The organism is Allorhizobium paknamense (genome assembly GCF_030815125.1).
GTDB classification, from domain to species: Bacteria; Pseudomonadota; Alphaproteobacteria; order Rhizobiales; family Rhizobiaceae; genus Allorhizobium; species Allorhizobium paknamense.
The window spans coordinates 231,298-252,722 of record NZ_JAUSWH010000001.1; the positions used below are offsets into that span (position 1 = coordinate 231,298).

The 21,425-nt window shown below is 58.5% G+C and carries 26 protein-coding genes; 8 read left to right on the forward strand and 18 right to left on the reverse strand.

What is annotated here, in order from left to right; genetic code table 11:
• Nucleotides 1-27: 27 nt before the first annotated feature.
• Nucleotides 28-1,737, reverse strand: a complete 1,710-nt coding sequence (locus QO005_RS01065; protein WP_307156124.1) for a catalase — start codon at nt 1,735-1,737, stop codon at nt 28-30.
• Between the two features lie 207 nt (nt 1,738-1,944).
• Here QO005_RS01065 and QO005_RS01070 point away from each other — a divergent pair, with 207 nt between their 5' ends.
• The 6 genes from QO005_RS01070 (at nt 1,945) to sseA (ending at nt 7,609) form a co-directional block, all read left to right on the forward strand.
• Nucleotides 1,945-2,109 (forward strand): hypothetical protein, encoded by a 165-nt coding sequence (locus tag QO005_RS01070; protein ID WP_307156125.1) that lies wholly within the window; start codon nt 1,945-1,947, stop codon nt 2,107-2,109.
• A 43-nt stretch (nt 2,110-2,152) separates the two neighbouring features.
• Nucleotides 2,153-2,638, forward strand: a complete 486-nt coding sequence (locus tag QO005_RS01075; RefSeq protein WP_307156569.1) for an MgtC/SapB family protein — start codon at nt 2,153-2,155, stop codon at nt 2,636-2,638.
• A 50-nt stretch (nt 2,639-2,688) separates the two neighbouring features.
• Nucleotides 2,689-4,152 (forward strand): cryptochrome/photolyase family protein, encoded by a 1,464-nt coding sequence (locus tag QO005_RS01080; RefSeq protein ID WP_307156126.1) that lies wholly within the window; start codon nt 2,689-2,691, stop codon nt 4,150-4,152.
• Nucleotides 4,153-4,256: 104 nt separating this feature from the next.
• Nucleotides 4,257-5,294 (forward strand): cysteine synthase A, encoded by a 1,038-nt coding sequence (locus QO005_RS01085; protein WP_307156127.1) that lies wholly within the window; start codon nt 4,257-4,259, stop codon nt 5,292-5,294.
• Nucleotides 5,295-5,300: 6 nt separating this feature from the next.
• The gene (locus QO005_RS01090; RefSeq protein WP_307156128.1) at nt 5,301-6,065 is read left to right on the forward strand and encodes an alanyl-tRNA editing protein; all 765 of its coding nucleotides are present in this window, start codon (nt 5,301-5,303) and stop codon (nt 6,063-6,065) included.
• 110 nt (nt 6,066-6,175) lie between these two features.
• A complete protein-coding gene (gene sseA, locus QO005_RS01095; protein ID WP_307156129.1) occupies nt 6,176-7,609 on the forward strand; it encodes a 3-mercaptopyruvate sulfurtransferase in 1,434 nt (477 codons plus the stop codon).
• Between the two features lie 260 nt (nt 7,610-7,869).
• Here the strand turns inward: sseA and ilvD are convergent, their stop codons facing one another.
• Nucleotides 7,870-9,705 carry a dihydroxy-acid dehydratase gene (gene ilvD, locus QO005_RS01100; protein ID WP_307156130.1) on the reverse strand — a complete coding sequence of 612 codons (1,836 nt, stop codon included), beginning with the start codon at nt 9,703-9,705 and terminating at the stop codon, nt 7,870-7,872.
• Between the two features lie 369 nt (nt 9,706-10,074).
• Here ilvD and msrP point away from each other — a divergent pair, with 369 nt between their 5' ends.
• Both msrP and msrQ read left to right on the forward strand, forming a co-directional pair.
• Nucleotides 10,075-11,022, forward strand: coding sequence for a protein-methionine-sulfoxide reductase catalytic subunit MsrP (gene msrP, locus QO005_RS01105; protein ID WP_307156131.1), 948 nt, complete (start codon nt 10,075-10,077; stop codon nt 11,020-11,022).
• Nucleotides 11,023-11,024: 2 nt separating this feature from the next.
• Nucleotides 11,025-11,669, forward strand: coding sequence for a protein-methionine-sulfoxide reductase heme-binding subunit MsrQ (gene msrQ, locus QO005_RS01110; RefSeq protein WP_307156132.1), 645 nt, complete (start codon nt 11,025-11,027; stop codon nt 11,667-11,669).
• A 219-nt stretch (nt 11,670-11,888) separates the two neighbouring features.
• Here the strand turns inward: msrQ and rplQ are convergent, their stop codons facing one another.
• The 16 genes from rplQ to rplN all read right to left on the reverse strand — a co-directional run bounded on the left by rplQ (nt 11,889) and on the right by rplN (nt 21,201).
• Complete coding sequence (gene rplQ / locus QO005_RS01115; protein ID WP_027489084.1) at nt 11,889-12,314, reverse strand: 50S ribosomal protein L17; 426 nt, start codon at nt 12,312-12,314, stop codon at nt 11,889-11,891.
• A gap of 120 nt (nt 12,315-12,434) precedes the next feature.
• Nucleotides 12,435-13,445, reverse strand: a complete 1,011-nt coding sequence (locus tag QO005_RS01120; protein WP_027489083.1) for a DNA-directed RNA polymerase subunit alpha — start codon at nt 13,443-13,445, stop codon at nt 12,435-12,437.
• A 100-nt stretch (nt 13,446-13,545) separates the two neighbouring features.
• On the reverse strand, nt 13,546-13,935 hold the full coding sequence (rpsK, locus tag QO005_RS01125; RefSeq protein ID WP_015915761.1) for a 30S ribosomal protein S11: 390 nt from the start codon (nt 13,933-13,935) through the stop codon (nt 13,546-13,548).
• A 133-nt stretch (nt 13,936-14,068) separates the two neighbouring features.
• Entirely contained in the window at nt 14,069-14,437 is a 369-nt protein-coding gene (gene rpsM, locus QO005_RS01130; protein WP_307156133.1) for a 30S ribosomal protein S13, read from the reverse strand.
• A gap of 243 nt (nt 14,438-14,680) precedes the next feature.
• Nucleotides 14,681-15,265, reverse strand: a complete 585-nt coding sequence (locus QO005_RS01135; protein WP_307156135.1) for an adenylate kinase — start codon at nt 15,263-15,265, stop codon at nt 14,681-14,683.
• Nucleotides 15,262-16,602, reverse strand: a complete 1,341-nt coding sequence (gene secY / locus QO005_RS01140) for a preprotein translocase subunit SecY (RefSeq protein ID WP_307156136.1) — start codon at nt 16,600-16,602, stop codon at nt 15,262-15,264. The genes QO005_RS01135 and secY overlap by 4 nt, the downstream gene beginning before the upstream one ends.
• 237 nt (nt 16,603-16,839) lie before the next feature.
• The gene (gene rplO / locus QO005_RS01145) at nt 16,840-17,316 is read right to left on the reverse strand and encodes a 50S ribosomal protein L15 (protein ID WP_307156137.1); all 477 of its coding nucleotides are present in this window, start codon (nt 17,314-17,316) and stop codon (nt 16,840-16,842) included.
• Nucleotides 17,317-17,332: 16 nt separating this feature from the next.
• Nucleotides 17,333-17,533 (reverse strand): 50S ribosomal protein L30, encoded by a 201-nt coding sequence (gene rpmD / locus QO005_RS01150; RefSeq protein ID WP_307156138.1) that lies wholly within the window; start codon nt 17,531-17,533, stop codon nt 17,333-17,335.
• Nucleotides 17,534-17,544: 11 nt separating this feature from the next.
• Nucleotides 17,545-18,114: a 30S ribosomal protein S5 gene (gene rpsE / locus QO005_RS01155; protein WP_307156139.1), complete on the reverse strand. Its 570-nt coding sequence runs from the start codon at nt 18,112-18,114 to the stop codon at nt 17,545-17,547.
• A gap of 145 nt (nt 18,115-18,259) precedes the next feature.
• Nucleotides 18,260-18,622 (reverse strand): 50S ribosomal protein L18, encoded by a 363-nt coding sequence (rplR, locus tag QO005_RS01160; protein ID WP_307156140.1) that lies wholly within the window; start codon nt 18,620-18,622, stop codon nt 18,260-18,262.
• 12 nt (nt 18,623-18,634) lie between these two features.
• The gene (gene rplF / locus QO005_RS01165) at nt 18,635-19,168 is read right to left on the reverse strand and encodes a 50S ribosomal protein L6 (protein ID WP_307156141.1); all 534 of its coding nucleotides are present in this window, start codon (nt 19,166-19,168) and stop codon (nt 18,635-18,637) included.
• A 42-nt stretch (nt 19,169-19,210) separates the two neighbouring features.
• On the reverse strand, nt 19,211-19,609 hold the full coding sequence (gene rpsH, locus QO005_RS01170) for a 30S ribosomal protein S8 (protein WP_307156142.1): 399 nt from the start codon (nt 19,607-19,609) through the stop codon (nt 19,211-19,213).
• 13 nt (nt 19,610-19,622) lie between these two features.
• Nucleotides 19,623-19,928 (reverse strand): 30S ribosomal protein S14, encoded by a 306-nt coding sequence (gene rpsN, locus QO005_RS01175; protein ID WP_307156144.1) that lies wholly within the window; start codon nt 19,926-19,928, stop codon nt 19,623-19,625.
• Nucleotides 19,929-19,961: 33 nt separating this feature from the next.
• A complete protein-coding gene (rplE, locus tag QO005_RS01180) occupies nt 19,962-20,519 on the reverse strand; it encodes a 50S ribosomal protein L5 (protein ID WP_037068444.1) in 558 nt (185 codons plus the stop codon).
• A complete protein-coding gene (rplX, locus tag QO005_RS01185; RefSeq protein WP_307156145.1) occupies nt 20,512-20,820 on the reverse strand; it encodes a 50S ribosomal protein L24 in 309 nt (102 codons plus the stop codon). The genes rplE and rplX overlap by 8 nt, the downstream gene beginning before the upstream one ends.
• Nucleotides 20,821-20,832: 12 nt before the next feature.
• Nucleotides 20,833-21,201, reverse strand: coding sequence for a 50S ribosomal protein L14 (gene rplN / locus QO005_RS01190; protein ID WP_018328276.1), 369 nt, complete (start codon nt 21,199-21,201; stop codon nt 20,833-20,835).
• Between the last annotated feature and the right edge of the window lie 224 nt (nt 21,202-21,425).

Below are 21,425 nucleotides of genomic sequence, written 5' to 3' on the forward strand. Positions count from 1 at the left end.
ATTGCGCAGGCCTTTTTTCTTTAAAGCTTACGCGGAGCGCTTCGACGGTAACCGCCCGTGCAACACATCCTCAGCCGTGGCGGCATAATTTTCCACCGAACTGGTCCATTGTCCCCAAACGGTCTTGTCTATGGCATCGCCATTACGACCGAGGTTTGCAAGGCGCACTTTCTCGCCCTCCGTCAGCACTTGGGTCGATAAAGGCTCGAGATGCGCGACATCTTCGGCTGCAAGGCCAATTCTCTCCCCAACACGGTGGCCATAATCGTCATGCACCATGAAAAAGTGCCAGACCATGCGCTCCTGAACATCCCGCTCACATTGCGACAGGAGATCCCCCATGTTCTGCACCAGATCATCCCGCTCCCAATCCATCATCGTGCAATAGCGTCCCCGCGCTTGCAGATAATCGTTGCGGCGCTCGAGAACGCTTCGGGTCAGTCGCCCGTGAATCTCCGGCGGATTGTTCGGCTCCTCACGGCGGCTTTCCTCAAGGCCGTGATGCAAAGAAGGCTCATAATTCACATGGGGGTTCTGCCCCTCAGGAATATCACGGCGGAAGGACATGGCACCGCCGCTGAGATTGGTGGCAACACGCGCGTTTTTGGGCTGGTTGACGGGCAATTGCAGATAATTGGTCCCCACCCGGTAGCGCTGCGTATCCGAATAGGAAAAGGTGCGGCCCACCAGCATCTTGTCATCGGAAAAATCCAGCCCGTCCACCAGAACACCGGTGCCCATGGCGATCTGCTCATTCTCGTTGAAAAAATCATCGACATTGCGATTGAGTGTCATCACACCCACATGGCGTAGCGGAAAATCCTTTTCCGGCCAGATCTTGGTATCGTCCAGCGGGTCCCAGTCCAGTTCCGGATGATCATGATCCTGCATGATCTGAACGAACATGTCCCATTGCGGATAGTCGCCGCGTTCAATGGCCTCATAAAGGTCGCGAGAGGCGCTGCCGAGATCCTCGCCCTGTACCTTTGCCGCTTCCGCCGCCGTCAGGCTGGCAAGCCCGCAACGCGGATGAAAATGATATTTGACGAGGACCGTCTCGCCCTTGGCGTTGACCATCTTGTAGGTGTTGACGCCAAAGCCTTCCATGTGGCGATAGCTGGCCGGAATACCCCTCGGGCTGAACAGATGGGTCAGCATGTGCATGGATTCCGGCGTCTGACTCATGAAGTCGAAGATTCGGTTCGGCTCCTGCCGGAAGGTCACCGGATCGGGCTTCAGCGAATGGATCACATCCGGAAACTTGATGGCATCGCGGATGAAGAAGACGGCGAGATTGTTTCCGACCAGATCCCAGTTGCCTTCCTCCGTATAGAACTTTACCGCAAAACCGCGTGGATCACGGGCCACCTCGGAGGAATCCCGCCCGCCGATGACGGTGGAAAAGCGGATGGCGAGCGGCGTCTTCTTGCCAGCCTCCTGAAAAAGCCGGGCCCGGGTATAGGTGGAAGCTGGCTCCTCACCAATCTTTCCGCTTGCCTCGAACACGCCGTAACAGACGAAACCCCTGGCATGAACCACACGCTCCGGTATCCGTTCACGATCGAAATGCGTGATCTTCTCCAGGAACTGATAGTTTTCCAGCGTTGCCGGTCCCCGGCTGCCGATGGTTCTCTGCGACTGATTATCGCTGATCGGATGCCCCTGCCGATTGGTCAGTTCGCGATCGGGCGTACCCGGCGGCATGGCGGATGGCGCGCGGGGTGTCTTTTCGTCCATGGTCGTTCTCCTGATTTTCCAGAAAGGGCCTCTTCAGGCGAACCACAGACGAGAACAGGAGTTCCGGCAGGCGCAACCGCTCGTTCATTTTTACCTGCTACATCTGTTCATGAGGTTTTGACGATAAACAAGAAGAATGGACGTACGATGTGGCTTCAGCTTCACGATGGTGATGGATTCCCTTTCTTTGTGAACATGGAAAACGTCGTGGACTTTCGCTGGTATGAGCGGGACAATTTCACCTGCCTGATCACCACCGCCCGGGTTTCGGAAAACCCTCACCGGCTCTATGCCCGTGAAAGCGCCACGCAGATCATGCAGATGATCGCCGCGGAACAGAAGCGCCAGGCCAAGATTGCCCAATACGCCTGAGAAGGCGCAGGGAACCTTTGCCATGCAGCCGCTTTTTGTGGCCATGGACACCCTGCTGAACGAACTCTTTCCCGCCCACAGGCTACCCTATTCCATCATGCTGGCGCGCATGATGGGGGCCATGCTGTTCGGCGCCCTGATCGGTATCGAACGGGAACGCCACGACAAGGCGGCAGGGCTACGGACCCATATCCTGATTTCGCTCGCTGCCGCCGTTTTTGCCATTCTCTCCACGGAAGCGGCGCATATGCCGATCTTCAACGCCAATCTTGCGCAGATCGACCCTTTGAGGGTGGTTGAAGCGGTAACATCGGGTGTTGCCTTTCTGGCCGCTGGCATGATCGTCTTTTCCAAGGGCACCGTCCACGGGCTGACGACGGGGGCCGGCATGTGGCTTTCCGGCGCTGTTGGATTGGCGCTCGGCTTCGGCTTCTGGGTTATCGGGGCCATTGCATCCCTCTCCTGTTTTCTCGTGCTGGGCGTCATCGGACGCCTGATGGGACACGGCGCTTCCAATCCCAAAAAGTGATCCGACCACCTGTGTGCATCGTAATGCGCCCAAACGATCAGGAAGATTTCATGCAGCGCTCCTCCCCGACCATCCTCTGGTTCCGAAAGGATCTGAGGCTTTCCGACAATCACGCTCTTTCCGCAGCGGTCGCCCGGGGCGGTCCGGTGATACAGGTCTTTATTCTTGAACCCGAAGACGGCGGCACGGGGCCGATGGGTTCGGCGCAACGCTGGTGGCTGCATCATTCCCTGTCCGCGCTCTCCAAGGATCTGGAGACGCGTGGCAGCCGCCTGATCCTCCGGCGCGGTGACGCGCAAAAGGTATTGGAAGCCCTCGTTAAGGAAACGGGCGCTGAAGCCCTGCACTGGAACCGCCGCTATGAACCGGTAGGCATGGATATCGACGGACCGCTGAAACAGCATTTCCGCGACGCCGGATTGACGGTGGAAAGCTTTGGCGGGCAATTGTTGCATGAACCAACCCGGCTGAAGACGACCGGCGGCACGCCTTTCCGGGTTTATACGCCCTTCTGGAAGGCTGTGGATGCGGGTGGCGACCCGACCGCGCCCATCGACGCACCCAAAGCGATTGCCGCACCGGATCGGTGGCCGGACAGCGAGGCGCTGGACGACTGGGCTCTTCTGCCGACCAAGCCGGACTGGGCGGGGGGCTTTCGGGAGATGTGGACCCCTGGAGAAGCCGGGGCGCATCAGCGGCTGAAGCATTTTATATCGAAGGGCCTGCGCGGCTATCGGCGCGGGCGCGATTTTCCGGCGGAACCGCATGTCTCCATGCTATCGCCGCATATTGCGCTGGGGGAAATTTCCCCGGCCCAGATCTGGCATGCCACCATCGGCCTGCCAGCCAGCGTTGCCGCAGAGGATTATGTGCATTTCCGCAAGGAACTGGTCTGGCGGGATTTCTCCTACCACCTTCTCTTTCACTTCCCGGAGCTTCCCCGCCGCAACTGGAATGCGCGCTTTGACGACTTTCCCTGGCGGGATAATAAGACAGGCCTGAGGGCCTGGCAGAAGGGCCGGACCGGCTACCCCATTGTCGATGCGGCCATGCGGCAATTGTGGCAGCACGGCTACATGCATAACCGGCTGCGCATGATTACCGCCTCCTTCCTGATCAAGGATCTGATGGTGGATTGGCGCGACGGCGAAGCCTGGTTTGCCGATACGCTCGTGGATGCCGATCCCGCCTCCAATGCCGCCAGTTGGCAATGGGTGGCAGGGTCCGGCGCCGATGCCGCGCCTTTTTTCCGGATTTTCAATCCCATCACCCAGGGCGAAAAATTCGACCCGGAGGGCACATTCGTGCGGCGCTATCTGCCGGAGCTGGCAAAATTGCCGAATGAATTCATTCACAAGCCGTTCGAGGCGCCGGAACAGGTGCTGCGCAAGGCCGGGGTTGTGCTGGGCGAAACTTATCCACAACCGATTGTCGACCACCGTAAGGCCCGGGAAACGGCGCTCTCTGCCTATCAGGAGATCAGCGCGGGGGCAAAATCCGGGGTGCGGGAGTAGGCTTTTCCCAAGGGGTCGGGTGGAAGGAAATTGCATTTCTTGTCATGCAAGGCTTGTAGACCGAAAAGACGCTCTTTATCTTTCCGGAAACAGAAAGCACATCCATGGCATTTCATCCTTCCGTTATCGACGCTATCGGCAACACCCCACTGGTCCGCCTGAAGGCCGCATCCGAGGCCACGGGCTGCACCATTCTGGGCAAGGCCGAGTTTCTGAACCCGGGCCAGTCCGTCAAGGATCGCGCAGCACTTTACATCATCCGTGATGCCGAGCGGCGTGGTCTGCTGCGGCCCGGCGGCGTCATCGTGGAAGGCACCGCTGGCAATACCGGTATCGGGCTGACCATGGTGGCAAAGGCGCTGGGCTATCGCACCGTCATCGTCATTCCGGAAACCCAGAGCCAGGAAAAGAAGGATGCGCTGAAGCTTCTCGGCGCGGAACTGGTGGAAGTGCCTGCCGTTCCCTACAGAAACCCCAATAACTATGTGAAACTGTCCGGGCGTCTTGCCGCCGAACTGGCCAAGACAGAGCCAAACGGCGCAATCTGGGCCAACCAGTTCGACAACACCGCCAATCGGGACGCCCATGTGGAAACCACAGCCCGTGAAATCTTCGAGCAGACCGGCGGTGCGGTGGATGGTTTCATCTGCGCGGTCGGCTCGGGTGGTACGCTGGCTGGCACGGCGCTTGGCCTGAAAAACCTCAAACCCGGCGTGAAGATCGGCCTGGCGGATCCGGAAGGCGCAGCCCTTTACGAGTTCTACAAGAACGGCGAACTGAAATCCTCCGGCTCGTCCATCACAGAAGGCATCGGCCAGGGCCGCATCACCGCCAATCTCGAAGGGTTCACACCGGATTTCGCCTATCAGATCCCTGATTCAGAGGCGCTGCCCATCGTTTTCGATCTGGTGGAGCAAGAGGGCCTGTGCCTTGGCGGGTCTTCCGGCATCAATATTGCCGGCGCCATCCGGCTGGCCCGCGATCTCGGCCCCGGCCACACCATCGTGACCATTCTGTGCGACTATGGCAATCGCTACCAGTCCAAGCTCTTCAACACGTCTTTCCTGAAGGATAAGGGTCTGCCCCTGCCCGGCTGGCTGACGCAGAAGAGTGAAATGACCGTACCCTACGAACAGGTTTGATCCTTCATGCCCACACTGCCTCTCTATCGTGACGATTTCTATCTCTCGACGGCTGAGGCATATGTCAGCGCCGTGCATGACGACGGCGCAATAGAGCTGGACCAGACCTGCTTTTACGCCGCCTCTGGCGGACAGCCGGGCGATACCGGCTTTCTGGAGCGGGCCGATGGCAGCCGGATCATGCTGGGAGAGACGCGCCACGGCGCCGACAAGAGCATCATCCTGCATCATCCGCTGGAGCTTTTCCACTCGGACATGCTTAAAAACCCGACGGCGGATCAGTCCGCTCCGGTGGTAGGGGAAAAGCTGGTGCTGCATGTGGACTGGCCGCGCCGCTACCGGCTGATGCGCATGCACACGGCCTGCCATCTTCTCTCCGTCGTCTGCCCCTTCCCCATCACCGGCGCTGCCGTTGGCGAGGAGGAAAGCCGGGTGGATTTCGACATGTCGGAAACCATCGACAAGGATGCCGTGACCGCGGAACTGATGCGGCTCGTCAACGAAAATCACCCCATCAGCGTCACCTGGATTACGGATGCCGAGCTTGCCGCCAATCCCGGTATCGTCAAGAGCAAGAATGTCCGTCCGCCCATGGGGTTAGGACGTGTTAGCCTTGTTTGCATCGGTGAAAACTCCGCCGTTGACAGCCAGCCCTGCGGCGGCACACATGTTTCTGAAACACAGGAAGTGGGGGCGATTCACATCGCCAAAATCGAAAAGAAGGGCAAGGAAAACCGGCGTTTCCGCATCCGCTTCGGCGTGCCGGAATAACGGCCTCCACCTCTTCTCGAATTGCCTCCTACGCAAACAAAACCTCCGAGGCGATCACGGATCCTGCGGATCACCTTCGCCTCGGCCATGACAGCGAAAGTGAGAGAAGCATGTCTGCGGAAAGAAGCCGGTTCATTGTTTCTGCCGAGTGGGTTCAAAAACAGCTCGGCGCCCCGCAGTTCAGGATTGTGGATGCGTCATGTTACCTCCCGTCCCATAATCGTAATGCCGCTGCCGAATATGCGGCAGGCCATATTCCAGGCGCAGTTTTCTTCGATCACGACCAGATTGCGGATCACTCCTCTGGCCTGCCGCATACGCTACTTTCACCGGAATCTTTTGCTGAGGCTATCGGCAAGCTCGGCATTGCCGAAACCGATACGATCGTCGTCTATGACGGTCCAGGCCTCTATTCCGCGCCGCGCGTATGGTGGATGCTCCGCATCATGGGTGCCCCCAATGTCTTCGTGCTGGATGGCGGCCTGGACGGCTGGAAAGCGGAGAACCGCTCGCTGGAAACCGACCTGCCGGAACCGAAGCCCGTCACTTTTAACCCCGTCTTCAAGGAAGAGCGCGTCACCAGCTATCTGGAGATGCGCGACATCGTTGAAAACGCGGAAAAGCAGGTGGCGGATGCCCGTCCCGCTGGCCGCTTCACCGGAGATGAGGCCGAGCCCCGCGCTGGCATGCGCTCCGGCCATATGCCGGGAGCACGATCTGTACCGGCCTCCGTTCTTGGCGAAAATGGCCGGTTGAAGGATCTCGCCACCCTGCGCTCGATCTTCCACGAGGCCGGCGTCGATCTCACCAAGCCCATCGTCACCAGTTGCGGTTCAGGTGTCACGGCGGCTGTGGTGACACTGGCGCTGGAATCCCTTGGCCACCGTGACAACAGCCTCTATGATGGCTCCTGGTCGGAATGGGGCTCGAAAAAGGATACGCCGGTGGTGACCGGCCCGGCGGCCAAGCTGGATGTAGCCCTGCCGGAACCACTGACTGCGCATGTGACGAAACTGGAAATGACCAGCCCGCCCAAGGCGAGCCTGCCGGTGCCGGTCAATATCCAGACCGCGATCATCCGCGCCACGGAAATTCCGCTGCCCTTCTACCGCTTCCTCTATCGTCAGGTGGGCGGGCGCTGGCACTGGTACAAACGTCTTCGCCTTTCCGATCCGGACCTGAAGACGATCATCCACGATCCCAAGGTTTCCGTGTCCGTACTTTACGTCAACGGCGCTCCGGCGGGCTTCTTCGAGCTTTCGCAGGAAAACGACAAGCTGGTGGAGCTTTCCTATTTCGGCCTGTTCGAACACGCGCTCGGCCTTGGCATCGGCAAGTGGTTCCTGCTGCAAGCCCTTTACGCCGCCTGGTCCACCGCCCCGGAAACCGTCACCGTGATGACCAACACCCTGGACCACCCCCGCGCCCTGCAACTCTATCAGCGCTTTGGCTTCTCCCCGGTGGAAAGCTGGGAGGAACTGGTGGAGCCCATCTCCGAGATGGAACTGCTCCAGATGCTGCGCAACGATTTCGGCGCGATTTGAAGGCAGTCGCAACTTTCGATAACGCCATCGGTTCTTACAGCGCCGTGCGTTTTATCAAACGCACGGCGCTGTAACACTTTAAATCTGCTGCATAATTTTATCCTTAAATCGTTTCCGATTTAAGGAATTATGCAGTGGCCGATATATCCCCTTCACCGTCGTCCTCGGGCTTGACCCGAGGATCCATCGGAACAGCAGAACACAAACAAAAAGGGCCGCAACACATGCGGCCCTTTTGTCATAGATGACTGTAAAACACCTTATTCCGGCAGCTTGCGCACCGCGCCCTTGTCGGCGCTGGTGGCAAAGGCCGCATAGGCCTTGAGCGCCGTCGTCACATTGCGCTTGCGCGGGGCTTCGGGCTTCCAGCCCCTGGCATCCTGCTCGGCGCGACGCGCGGCCAGTTCAGCTTCCGGAACGGCCAGTTGAATGGTGCGGTTGGGAATATCGATCTCAATGGTGTCGCCATCCCGCACCAGACCGATCGTGCCGCCATTGGCCGCTTCCGGCGAGACGTGGCCGATGGAAAGGCCCGACGTACCACCGGAGAAGCGGCCATCGGTGATCAGCGCGCAAGCCTTCCCGAGGCCCTTGGACTTCAGATAGCTGGTGGGATAGAGCATTTCCTGCATGCCCGGCCCGCCCTTCGGGCCTTCATAGCGGATCACCACCACATCACCGGCCACGACTTCGTTGCCAAGGATCGCCTTCACGGCGGCATCCTGGCTTTCATAGACCTTGGCCGGGCCGGTGAACTTCAGGATGGATTCATCCACGCCTGCCGTCTTCACGATGCAGCCGTCCAGCGCGATATTGCCCTTCAGCACGGCAAGACCGCCATCCTTGGAGAAAGGATGCTCGACAGAACGGATCACGCCGTTTTCACGGTCGGTATCCAGTTCATCCCAGCGCGCGCTTTGCGAGAAGGCAACCTGGGTCGGCACGCCGCCGGGCGCAGCGCGGAAGAAGTCGCGCACGGTTTCGGAATGGGTGCGGGTAATATCCCAACGGTCAATGGCATCACCCAGCGTCGGAGCGTGAACCGTCGGGCAATCGCGATTGATCAACCCGCCACGATCCAGTTCGCCGAGAATGCGCATGATGCCACCAGCGCGATGTACGTCTTCCATGTGCACATCGCTCTTGGCCGGTGCGACCTTGGAGAGGCACGGCACCTTGCGGGAGAGGCGGTCGATATCATCCATGGTGAAATCCACCTCGCCCTCATAGGCGGCGGCGAGAATGTGCAGAACCGTATTGGTGGAGCCGCCCATGGCAATATCCAGCGCCATGGCGTTCTCGAAAGCCTGCTTGGAGGCAATCTTGCGCGGCAGCACGCTGTCGTCTTCCTGCTCATAATAGCGACGAGCGAGATCGACGACGAGATGACCCGCCTCAACGAACAGCCGCTTACGGTCGGCATGGGTGGCCAGCGTCGAGCCATTGCCGGGCAAGGACAGGCCGAGCGCTTCGGTGAGACAGTTCATGGAATTGGCCGTGAACATGCCCGAGCAGGAGCCGCAGGTGGGGCAGGCAGACCGCTCGATAACCTTCACGTCCTCGTCGGAGACCTTGTCGTCGGCGGCAGCCACCATCGCGTCCACCAGATCCAGCGCATGGGTCTTGCCGTTCAGTACCACTTTGCCCGCTTCCATCGGGCCGCCGGAAACGAAAACCGCCGGAATGTTCAGCCGCAAAGCGGCCATCAGCATGCCGGGCGTGATCTTGTCGCAGTTGGAAATGCAGACCATGGCATCGGCACAGTGCGCATTGACCATATACTCCACCGAGTCGGCGATGATCTCACGCGAAGGCAGCGAATACAGCATGCCGTCATGCCCCATGGCGATACCGTCATCCACGGCGATGGTGTTGAACTCCTTCGCCACGCCGCCAGCCGCCTCGATCTCGCGGGCCACGAGCTGGCCAAGATCCTTCAGATGCACATGGCCCGGCACGAACTGGGTGAAAGAATTGACCACGGCAATAATCGGCTTACCGAAATCGCTGTCCTTCATGCCCGTGGCGCGCCAAAGGCCGCGCGCACCGGCCATGTTGCGGCCATGGGTCGTGGTTCTTGAACGATAGGCTGGCATGGGCGTTACCTCGAAAGTTCTGCGCGACGCGCGATATCGTCGCTGATTTTGTGTTTTCCTAGGGTAAATTACCGGGCCTGTCACTATCGGCAGGGCGGAAAACGGTACGCAAGCTCATACGAGGAGTCATTGAAAATGACACCTCGTATTCCTCTTTCGAATATCTCAAGCCGTTGATGCATTTGAGATATTCGAAACTCCTTCAAGGCGAGGATGCGTTAGCATCTTCGAGCCTTGGTAAAACACGCGAACGTGATGTTTCTTGCGGAGAACCGCTTTTATTTCTGGCATAATTCCAAGCTGAAACCAAATCGTCCCGCCCTACGTATAGTATCACATAACCCGGACATTCTTCGAGGAGCCCGCTTCATGCCAGCCTTTCGCCCTCCCCATATTCCTTCAAGCGAAATCACGCCGCATGATCTCTACCTCTCCCGCCGCAGCCTGATTGGCGCGGCTGCGGGCGGCTTGGCTTTTGGGCTGGCGGGAAAGGCCCTGGCCGCGCCGCTTGCTGCCAAACCCAGCGCGTATAAGGTTGCTGACAAGCTGACGCCGCAGAAGGATGTGACCACCTATAACAATTTCTATGAATTCGGCACGGACAAGAGCGATCCCGCCGCAAATTCCGGCAAGTTCAAGCCACGCCCCTGGACCATCGAAGTGGGCGGGCTCGTTGCCAAGCCGCAAACCATCGATATCGAAACAATCCTCTCCTCTTTCCCCATGGAGGAACGGGTCTACCGCATGCGCTGTGTGGAGGCCTGGTCCATGGTTATCCCCTGGATCGGTTTTCCGCTTTCGGCTTTGCTGGACAAGGTAGAGCCCCTTGGCAATGCGAAATACGTGGCCTTCCAGACCGTCGTTCGCCCGGAGGAAATGCCTGGGCAAAGCGGCTTTTTCCAGCCAATCAATTGGCCATATCTCGACGGCCTTCGCATGGACGAGGCCCGGCATCCGCTGACTATTCTCGCCACCGGCCTTTATGGCGAAACGCTGCCAAACCAGAACGGCGCCCCCATCCGTCTCGTCGTGCCATGGAAATACGGGTTTAAGGGCATCAAATCCATCGTGAAGATCACACTCACGGAAAAGCAGCCGCCCTGCACATGGAATATTCTGGCCCCAAATGAATATGGCTTCTACGCCAATGTGAACCCGAAGGTAGACCATCCGCGCTGGAGCCAGGCGACAGAGCGCCGCATCGGTGAAGGCAGCGGCCTGTTCGGCGGCAAGCGGATCGACACCCTGCCCTTCAATGGCTATGCCGATGAGGTGGCAAGCCTCTATAGTGGCATGGATCTGACGAAGTATTACTGACCATGGCCGCCTACGCACCCCCTGCCCGCTATCGCGAACCGTCGATCTGGGCGCTTTACATCCTCGGTCTATTGCCCGGGATTTACGCCTTTTATCTCGGTCTCACCGATCAATTGGGCGCAGATCCCGTTCGCACCTTCGAGCATAGCCTCGGCATATGGGCGCTGCGCTTCTTGTGCCTCGGTCTTCTGATCACGCCCCTGCGCGATCTCGCCCGCCTGAACCTGATCGCCTATCGCCGCGCGCTCGGCTTGCTCGCCTTTTATTACGTTCTGGCGCATTTCACGATCTATCTGACGCTCGATCGCGGCATGATCCTCGCCTCCATCGCCAGCGATATCTTCAAGCGTCCCTACATCATGCTGGGCATGCTGGGCCTGCTTCTGCTGATCCCTTTGGCGCTGACATCCAATCGCTGGTCGATGCGCAAGCTCGGCCCCCGCTGGATCACCCTCCACAAGGCCGTCTATATCATCCTGCCCGCCGGGCTGCTGCATTTCGTGCTGTCCCGCAAATCCTTCACGCTGGAGCCCGCCTTTTATACCGGCATCGTTATCCTGCTTTTGGGCTACCGAATGATACGGCCCGCCCTGATGCGCAGAAAAGCGGATAAACGTAAATTCGTGCAGCCACAGCAATCCCACTAAAGCACGTTGCGGTTTATCGGCCTCATGGAACGCGATTTAAGTACTTGTTTTAACGCATGTCGTTATCGCAAAACCGTGGCACATTTTTGCGCGACATGCTTTAACTCAAGCGAGCAGAAACGCCCCAGTTTACCAAAACGCGCTTTATTTTATCCGTAAATACAAAAAAGCCGGGTGATCGCTCACCCGGCCTTCTGTCTCCGAAACCGGAGCAACAACTTATGCGGCTTCAGCAGCTTCTGCTTCAGCGGCAACACGAGCCTTGTCGGCTGCACCCTTGGCATCGACATCGCGCTCTACGAACTCGATGACGGCCAGCGGGGCGTTGTCGCCCTGACGGTAGCCAGCCTTCATGATGCGCAGGTAACCACCGTTGCGCGAAGCGTAACGGGTTGCGATGGCATCGAACAGCTTGCGAACAGCATCCTGATCGCGGATCTGCGAGATGGCCTGGCGACGAGCGTGCAAGTCGCCACGCTTGCCGAGGGTTACCAGCTTCTCGACGATCGGACGCAGGTCCTTCGCCTTCGGCAGGGTGGTGACGATCTGCTCATGGGTGATGAGCGAAGCAGCCATGTTGGCAAACATTGCCTTGCGGTGGCTGGCGGTACGATTGAGCTTGCGGCCGGCATTCTGGTGGCGCATTGCTATTCTCCTTTATCGCAGGTTTCGCTCGCTGGCGTTCCTGCCGTTTCCTGACACATACAGGCATGCGCCTGCAGTTTGACTGGAAAAGGCAGAGATAAACCTGCCTTTCTTATTGGCTCAGTACTGGTCTTCGTAGCGCTTGGCGAGGTCTTCGATGTTTTCCGGCGGCCAGGCGGGCACTTCCATACCGAGGTGCAGGCCCATGGAAGCCAGGACTTCCTTGATCTCGTTCAGCGACTTGCGGCCGAAATTCGGCGTCCGCAGCATTTCCGCCTCGGTCTTCTGGATCAAATCGCCAATATAGACGATGTTGTCGTTCTTGAGGCAGTTGGCCGAACGGACCGAAAGTTCCAGTTCGTCGACCTTCTTGAGCAGCGCCGGGTTGAAGGCCAGTTCCGTAACCGACTCTTCCTCGACTTCCTTCTGCGGCTCGTCGAAATTGACGAAAACCGAGAGCTGGTCCTGAAGAATGCGCGCAGCAAACGCTACCGCATCCTCGCCCGACACCGAACCGTTGGTCTCGATCGTCATGGTCAGCTTGTCGTAGTCGAGAACCTGACCTTCGCGGGTGTTTTCCACCTTGTAGGACACTTTCTTGACCGGCGAATACAGGCTGTCCACCGGAATGAGACCGATCGGCGCATCTTCCGCCCGGTTACGCTCGGCCGGAACATAGCCCTTGCCGTTGTTCACCGTGAATTCCATCCGGATCTCGGCGCCGTCGTCCAGCGTGCAGATCACGTGGTCTGGATTCAGGATCTCGATGTCACCCACCGTCTGGATATCGCCAGCGGTCACGACACCCGGACCCTGCTTGCGCACGACCATGCGCTTGGCATCGTCACCATCCATCTTGATGGCGATTTCCTTGATGTTCAGCACGATGTCCGTCACGTCTTCACGAACGCCCGGAATCGAGGAGAACTCATGCAGCACGCCATCGATCTGCACAGCCGTAACAGCTGCGCCACGCAGAGACGACAGGAGAACGCGGCGCAGCGCGTTGCCCAGCGTCAAACCAAAGCCACGCTCCAGCGGTTCTGCAACCAGCGTCGCCTTGGTGCGGCCGGACGAGGTGAACTCCACCTTGTTCGGCTTGATCAATTCCTGCCAATTCTTCTGAATCATATTTTTACCTTCCGTTCGTCGTCACCATCCAATCGTGACGACCGAGCATGAGAAGCACCGGCTCCGGCAAGGAGCTGAAAGCCGGCGGGATGAAGAATGATCAGACGCGGCGCTTCTTGCGCGGACGGCAGCCGTTGTGCGGGATCGGCGTAACGTCGCGGATGGAGGTGATCATGAAACCGGCAGCCTGCAGCGCGCGCAGAGCCGACTCGCGACCGGAACCCGGACCGCAGACTTCTACCTCGAGAGACTTCATGCCATGTTCCTGAGCCTTCTTGGCGCAGTCTTCGGCAGCGATCTGAGCAGCGAACGGCGTGGACTTGCGCGAGCCCTTGAAACCCTTTGCACCTGCGGAAGACCAGGCAATCGCATTGCCCTGCGCATCCGTGATGGTGATCATGGTGTTGTTGAACGTCGAGTTGACGTGCGCAACGCCGGACGAAATGTTTTTGCGTTCGCGACGGCGGACGCGAGTGGCTTCCTTGGCCATTCAATTTCCTTTCATTGATCTCTTCACCGCCGTAACACCAGCGGCTCCACCGGAAAGCCGGAACACCAGCCCTCCAAACTCAAAGAAGGCCGGCACTGTCGCACCGGCCTCGTTCCCCGGAATTCTCCGGAAATTACTTCTTCTTACCAGCAATCGCCTTTGCCGGACCCTTGCGGGTGCGGGCATTGGTGTGCGTGCGCTGACCGCGAACCGGCAGACCACGACGATGGCGCAGGCCACGGTAGCAGCCGAGATCCATCAGACGCTTGATGTTCATCGCGGTTTCGCGACGCAGGTCACCTTCGACCTGATAGTCACGGTCGATGGTTTCGCGGATTGCCAGGACTTCAGCGTCGGTCAGCTGATGAACGCGACGATCGGCAGCAATACCGACCTTGTCCATGATCTCCTGAGCGAACTTAGGGCCGATCCCGTGAATATAGGTCAGAGCGATTACAACGCGCTTTGCCGTCGGGATGTTGACGCCAGCGATACGTGCCACGTCTATTCTCCTTGCGTTCCAGTTGCCATCCGGCAAGTGGTGTCTCGTTACACGGCCCGAAAGAGCCGCAATTACAAAATGGGTTCTCAACAGTCAAAAAGACCGAACCCGTCTTCCAGCTTTGGAAGATCGCGCCGGTCGCTTCAATGTCGCGAGTTGGCGCGGTCTTTAACGGAATCGGCTGACAAAAGCAACCGGCCCCGCGAAGATTCTTGTTGCGAAAGCATGAAGCTCGCTGAGGGTTTAAGCCTTCTCCAGCACCCGCTCAATGGCATCGGTCACCGAATCCATCTCCGCCATGCCGTCGAGAACCACCAACTGGCCTTGTCCACGGTAATACTCCGAGAGCGGCGCCGTCTTCTCCCGGTACTCGCCAAGCCGCTTACGGAAGGATTCCGGATTGTCATCGGCCCGAACAGTGCCACCGGCTGCAATCGTCTCGGCGACACGGCGCTCGATTCGGCCGACTAGAGCCTCTTCATCAACCTTAAGCTCGATCACCGCGTCGAGTTTCAGATTGCTTGCGCTCATGTTTTCGGCAAGCGCAATGGCCTGGGGCACGGTGCGCGGATAGCCATCAAGAATGAAGCCCTTGGAGCAGTCCGGCTCCTGAATCCGCTCGGCAACGATCTGGTTGACGATATCGTCGGAAACGAGTCCTCCCGCATCCATGACCGCCTTAGCACGCTTGCCGATATCGGTGCCCGCGGCAACCGCCGCGCGCAACATGTCACCCGTTGAGAGCTGGGGGATGCCATGCTTTTCCGTCAGGCGCTTCGCCTGCGTTCCCTTGCCCGCCCCCGGCGGTCCCAAAAGAATGATTCTCATCGTCCCCTCTTTCCTCCACGCAACTTCGATTTCTTGATCAGGCCTTCATACTGCTGGGCAATCAGATGTCCCTGTACCTGTGCTACAGTATCGAGCGTGACGCTGACAACAATCAAAAGCGATGTACCACCAAGGGATAATGGCACACCGGTATTTGCGACGAGGATTTCAGGCAGGATGCAGACAATGACGAGATAGATCGCGCCGACCACGGTGATGCGGGTGAGCACGTAGTCAATGTACTCGGCGGTCCGCTCGCCCGGACGAATGCCCGGGATGAAGCCGCCATGCTTCTTCAAATTATCCGCAGTATCCTTGGGGTTGAAAACAATCGCCGTGTAGAAAAATGCAAAGAAGGCAATCAGCGCGGCATAGCAGACCATGTAGACAGGCTGGCCATGCCCAAGGGCGCTGATGATCGTCGTCGCCCAGGCCGGCAGCGACTGGCTGCCCGTGAAGCCCACCGCCGTCGCCGGCAGCAATAGCAGAGACGAGGCAAAAATCGCCGGGATCACACCGGAAGTGTTCAGCTTCAAAGGCAGGTGCGACGTATCGCCCTGGAACATGCGATTGCCGACTTGGCGCTTCGGATACTGGATCAGCAACCGGCGCTGAGCCCGCTCGAAGAACACGATCATTGCAATGGCAAGGATCGCGACGACAATCACGGTCAGAATCAACGTCGTCGAGAGCGCACCCGTACGGCCGAGTTCAAGGGTACCAGCGAGCGCCGAAGGCAGACCTGCGGCAATACCGGCAAAAATGATCAGCGAAATGCCATTGCCGATCCCGCGCGAGGTGATCTGCTCACCCAGCCACATCAGGAACATGGTGCCGCCCAGAAGCGTCACGACGGTCGAAATTCGGAAGAACCAACCTGGATCGGTCACCAGACCGTTGCCATGCTCAAGGCCGACCGCAATACCATAGGCTTGCAAGGTGCCGAGCAGTACGGTTCCGTAACGCGTGTACTGGTTGATGATCTTGCGCCCCTGTTCCCCCTCCTTCTTGAGAGCCTCCAGAGAAGGAACGACCGACGTCATCAACTGCACGATGATAGAGGCGGAAATATAAGGCATGATACCGAGCGCAAAGATTGCCATGCGCTGAACGGCACCACCCGAGAACATGTTGAACAGGCCGAGAATACCACCTGCCTGCCCCTTGAAGGCCTGCGCATAGGCTTCCGGATTGAGACCGGGCAGCGGAATATGTGTTCCGAGCCGATAGACCAGAAGGGCGGCCAGCGTGAACCACAGTCGCTTCTTCAGATCCTCTGCCTTGGCAAAGGTTGAAAAATTGAGGTTCGAGGCCAATTGTTCCGCTGCAGAAGCCATCCAATTCTCCGCGTCACAGCATCCGAAGGCTCGCGCTTGCTGGCAAGCCTAGACGGAGGAAAAATTACATCAACTCGCAGAAAACAGGGAGACGGAAGGGTTGCCATGCAACCAAATGCCTCACCCTCTGCTTTCCGAATCTCCCGGAAGACGGTTTTTACCGTCCGTGGGTCGCGAGGCACACATATGGGAGAAAAATCGCCCGGTGTGAAGCACCCCGGGCGATCTCAGTCTTAATTATTCAGCCGATTCGGCAGCGCCGAGCAGCTTGATCGAGCCACCGGCCTTTTCGATCTTCTCAACAGCGGCCTTGGAAGCACCAACCACTTCCAGAGCGACCTTCACGGTCAATTCACCGTCGGCCAGAACGCGAACACCGTCCTTCGGGCGACGAATCACGCCAGCAGCCTTGAGAGCAGCGGCGTCGATCGTTGCCTTGGCATCGAGCTTGCCAGCATCGATTGCGGTCTGAATGCGGCCGAGCGATACGGTCACGAATTCAGAGGCAAAGATGTTGTTGAAGCCGCGCTTCGGCAGACGGCGATAGATCGGCATCTGACCGCCTTCAAAGCCGTTGATGGCCACGCCGGAACGAGCCTTCTGACCCTTGACGCCGCGACCACCGGTCTTGCCCTTGCCGGAGCCGATACCGCGACCAACGCGGATACGATCCTTGGAGGCGCCTTCGTTGTCCTTGATTTCATTCAGTTTCATGACAAATTCCTCCGTCTCACTTCTCGTCGACGACGCGAACGAGATGCTGGACAGCACGGATCATGCCGCGAACCGAAGGCGTATCTTCCAACGTGCGGACCCGGTGCATCTTGTTGAGACCCAGGCCGATCAGCGTCTTGCGCTGAATCTCCGGGCGGCGGATGGGCGAACCGATCTGCTCGATCGTGATCGTCTTCTTTGCTTCAGTCTTAGCCATTATCCAGCTCCTTATTCTTCAGAAGCGTTGCCGGATGCGGCGCGACGAGCCTGCAGGGTCGCATACTTCAGGCCACGCTGAGCAGCGATGTCCTTCGGATGTACCTGGTGCTTCAGGGCGTCGAACGTGGCGCGAACCATGTTGTACGGGTTGGAAGAACCCGTGGACTTGGCAACGACGTCATGCATGCCGAGCGTTTCGAAAACAGCGCGCATAGGACCACCGGCGATGATACCGGTACCGGCCTTGGCGGAGCGCAGCAGAACCTTGCCGGCGCCGTGACGGCCATTGACGTCGTGATGCAGCGTACGACCATCGCGCAGCGGCACGAAAATCAGATCGCGCTTGGCAGCTTCAGTCGCCTTGCGGATCGCTTCCGGAACTTCGCGAGCCTTACCATGGCCGAAACCAACGCGGCCCTTCTGGTCGCCAACGACGACGAGAGCGGCAAAGCCAAAACGACGGCCGCCCTTTACGACCTTGGCGACGCGATTGATGGCGACCAGCTTGTCGACAAATTCGCTATCGCGCTCTTCACGGTTCTGACGCTCTTCGCGCGAACCACGCTTATCCTGTGCCATTGTCCTTTTCCTTTTTCTTTTCCGGGTGCAAACGGCAGTTTACAAAAAATTTCGCCCCTACCCTCTTTCGAGTTTAGGAAGCGAAATCGAGACACGGGCTAATGCCCTAAAAGCGCCCGGATCACAAGACCCGGGCGTCAATTTATTAGAAGGACAGACCGCCTTCGCGGGCAGCGTCTGCCAGAGCCTTGATGCGGCCGTGGTAGATGAAGGCGCCACGATCGAACACGACTTCCGTCACACCGGCTGCGGTGGCGCGCTCGGCGACGAGCTTGCCAACGGCTGCGGCGGCTGCAACATCGGCGCCCGTCTTCAGCGAAGACTTCAGGCCGGTATCGAGCGTCGAGGCAGCGGCCAGCGTGCGGCCTGCCACGTCATCGATGACCTGGGCGTAAATGTTCTTCGAAGAGCGATGTACCGACAGACGCGGACGGCCATTGGCCACCGCCTTGATCTGACGCCGTACGCGGTTGGCACGACGAACAAGTGCTTCTTTTCTGCTTGCCATTTCGCGCGTTCCTTACTTCTTCTTGCCTTCTTTGCGGACAATCCGCTCTTCGGCATACTTGACGCCCTTGCCCTTGTAGGGCTCGGGGTCGCGATATTCGCGGATCTCGGCAGCGACCTGACCGACCTGCTGCTTGTCAATCCCCGAAACCACGATTTCCGTCGGCTTCGGAACGGCAATGGTGATGCCCTGCGGGGGCTCATAAACCACGTCGTGCGAGAAACCGAGAGCCAGTTGCAGGTTCTTGCCCTGCATGGCGGCACGGTAACCGACGCCGTTAATTTCGAGCTTGCGCTCATAGCCGTCCTTGACACCCTTCAGGATGTTCTCGACCATCGTGCGGGACATGCCCCACTTGGAACGAGCTTCCTTGCTGTCGTTGAGCGGCTTGACAACAACAGCGTTGTTCTCGAGCGACACGGAGATGTCGTCATTCGCGACGAAGAAAAGTTCACCCTTCGGACCCTTGGCGGTGACCTTCTGGCCTTCGACAGCCGCCGTCACACCTGCAGGAACCTGAACGGGCTTTTTACCGATACGAGACATGTTTTTATCCTGTCTGTTCGTTAGGGAGATCTCCGCGCTGTCTTAGAAGACAGAGCAGAGAACCTCGCCGCCAACATTCTGTTCGCGAGCCTGATGATCAGCCATAACGCCCTTCGGAGTGGACAGAATGGTGATACCAAGGCCGTTCGCGACCTGCGGGATGGACTTAACCGAGACATAAACCCGGCGGCCCGGCTTCGAAACACGACCGATTTCGCGGATGACCGAAGCACCTTCGTAGTACTTCAGTTCAATCGTGAACTCGGACTTGCCATTGCCGTAATCGACCTGGGAGTAACCGCGGATGTAGCCTTCAGCCTGAAGGACGTCCAGAACGCGGGCACGGAGCTTGGAGGCCGGCGTGGATACCGAAGCCTTGCGGCGAGCGGCACCATTCCGGATGCGGGTGAGCATATCGCCCAACGGATCAGTCATCGTCATGTTACCCGTCTCCTTACCAGCTCGACTTCACAACGCCCGGCACCTTGCCGAGGTTGCCAAGCTCGCGAAGCGCGATACGCGACATCTTGAGCTTGCGATAGAATGCACGCGGGCGACCGGTGACTTCGCAACGGTTGCGAATACGGGTCTTGGAGCCATCGCGCGGCAGTTCTGCCAGCTTCAGGGTGGCTTTGAACCGCTCTTCGATGGAAAGAGACTGGTTCATGATGACCGCCTTAAGGGCAGCACGCTTTTCGGCCTGCTGAGCGACGGTCTTGCGGCGGCGCTTATTCTTTTCGATTGCGCTTGTCTTCGCCATATCGAAGTTCCTCTTCTACGCTCGTCGTTACGGTTACTGACGGAACGGGAAGTTGAACTCTTTCAGAAGAGCCCGAGCTTCGTCGTCCTTGGTGGCCGTCGTGCAAACGATGATGTCCATGCCCCACATCTGATCAACCTTGTCGTAGTTGATCTCAGGGAACACAATGTGTTCCTTGATGCCCATGGCGAAGTTGCCACGGCCGTCAAAGCTCTTCGGGTTCAGACCACGGAAGTCGCGAACGCGCGGCAGCGCGATGTTGACCAGGCGATCCAGGAACTCGTACATGCGGGCGCCGCGAAGAGTAACCTTCGCACCGATCGGCATGCCTTCGCGGACCTTGAAGCCAGCGATGGAGTTGCGTGCGCGGGTGATCACCGGCTTCTGACCTGCAATGGCTGCGAGGTCGGCAGCAGCAACAGTGGGCTTCTTGGAGTCAGCGGTTGCCTCGCCCACACCCATGTTGATCACGATCTTTTCGATCTTCGGGATCTGCATCTCGTTGGCGTAGGAGAACTGCTCCTGCATAGCCTTACGGATACGGCTTACATATTCAACCTTGAGCCGGGGCTCGTACTTGGTCTCAGCCATCGATCACATCTCCCGAACGCTTGGCAAAACGAACCTTCTTGCCGTCAACGACCTTGAAGCCAACGCGCGTCGGCTTGCCGTCCTTGTCGACGATGGAGAGGTTGGACAGATGGATCGGAGCTTCCTTGCTCACGATGCCAGCTTCCTGGCTCTGCGTCTGGCGCTGGTGGCGCTTTACGACGTTGATACCGCGAACGACCGCACGGTCTTCCTTCGGCAGAACCTGCAGAACTTCGCCAGACTGGCCCTTGTCCTTGCCGGTGAGTACGACGACCTTGTCGCCCTTACGAATCTTTTGCATCGTCATCGCTCCTTACAGGACTTCCGGAGCCAGCGAGATGATCTTCATGTGGTTCTTGGCGCGAAGTTCGCGCGGAACCGGTCCGAAGATACGCGTGCCGATCGGCTCTTTCTTGTTGTCGATAAGAACAGCTGCGTTGTTATCGAAACGAATGACGCTGCCATCGGGGCGGCGGATGTCCTTGGCGGTGCGAACGACAACCGCCTTCATCACGTCACCCTTCTTTACGCGGCCGCGCGGAATAGCTTCCTTGATCGAAACGACGATAATGTCGCCGACCGAAGCATACTTGCGCTTGGAGCCGCCCAGCACCTTGATGCACATGACACGACGCGCGCCGGAATTATCGGCAACGTCGAGGTTAGTCTGCATCTGAATCATGTCAGGTCGCCTTCTCGTTATACTGGACCGGTTGGGCCAAAGCCCCCTAATCCAGCCTCTGGATTACTTACCACGTCAAACCCGTCCGTGACGGGAAGGACGCTGTAATAGCTTGATGCGCACCGATTCGCTGCCTGGAAAGGCAACAAATGTGCGCGGGAATTGGAGCGAAGGGGGATCTTGCCAAGGCGGTTTCCTCTGAGGGACCTTCCCTGCGCTCAAAG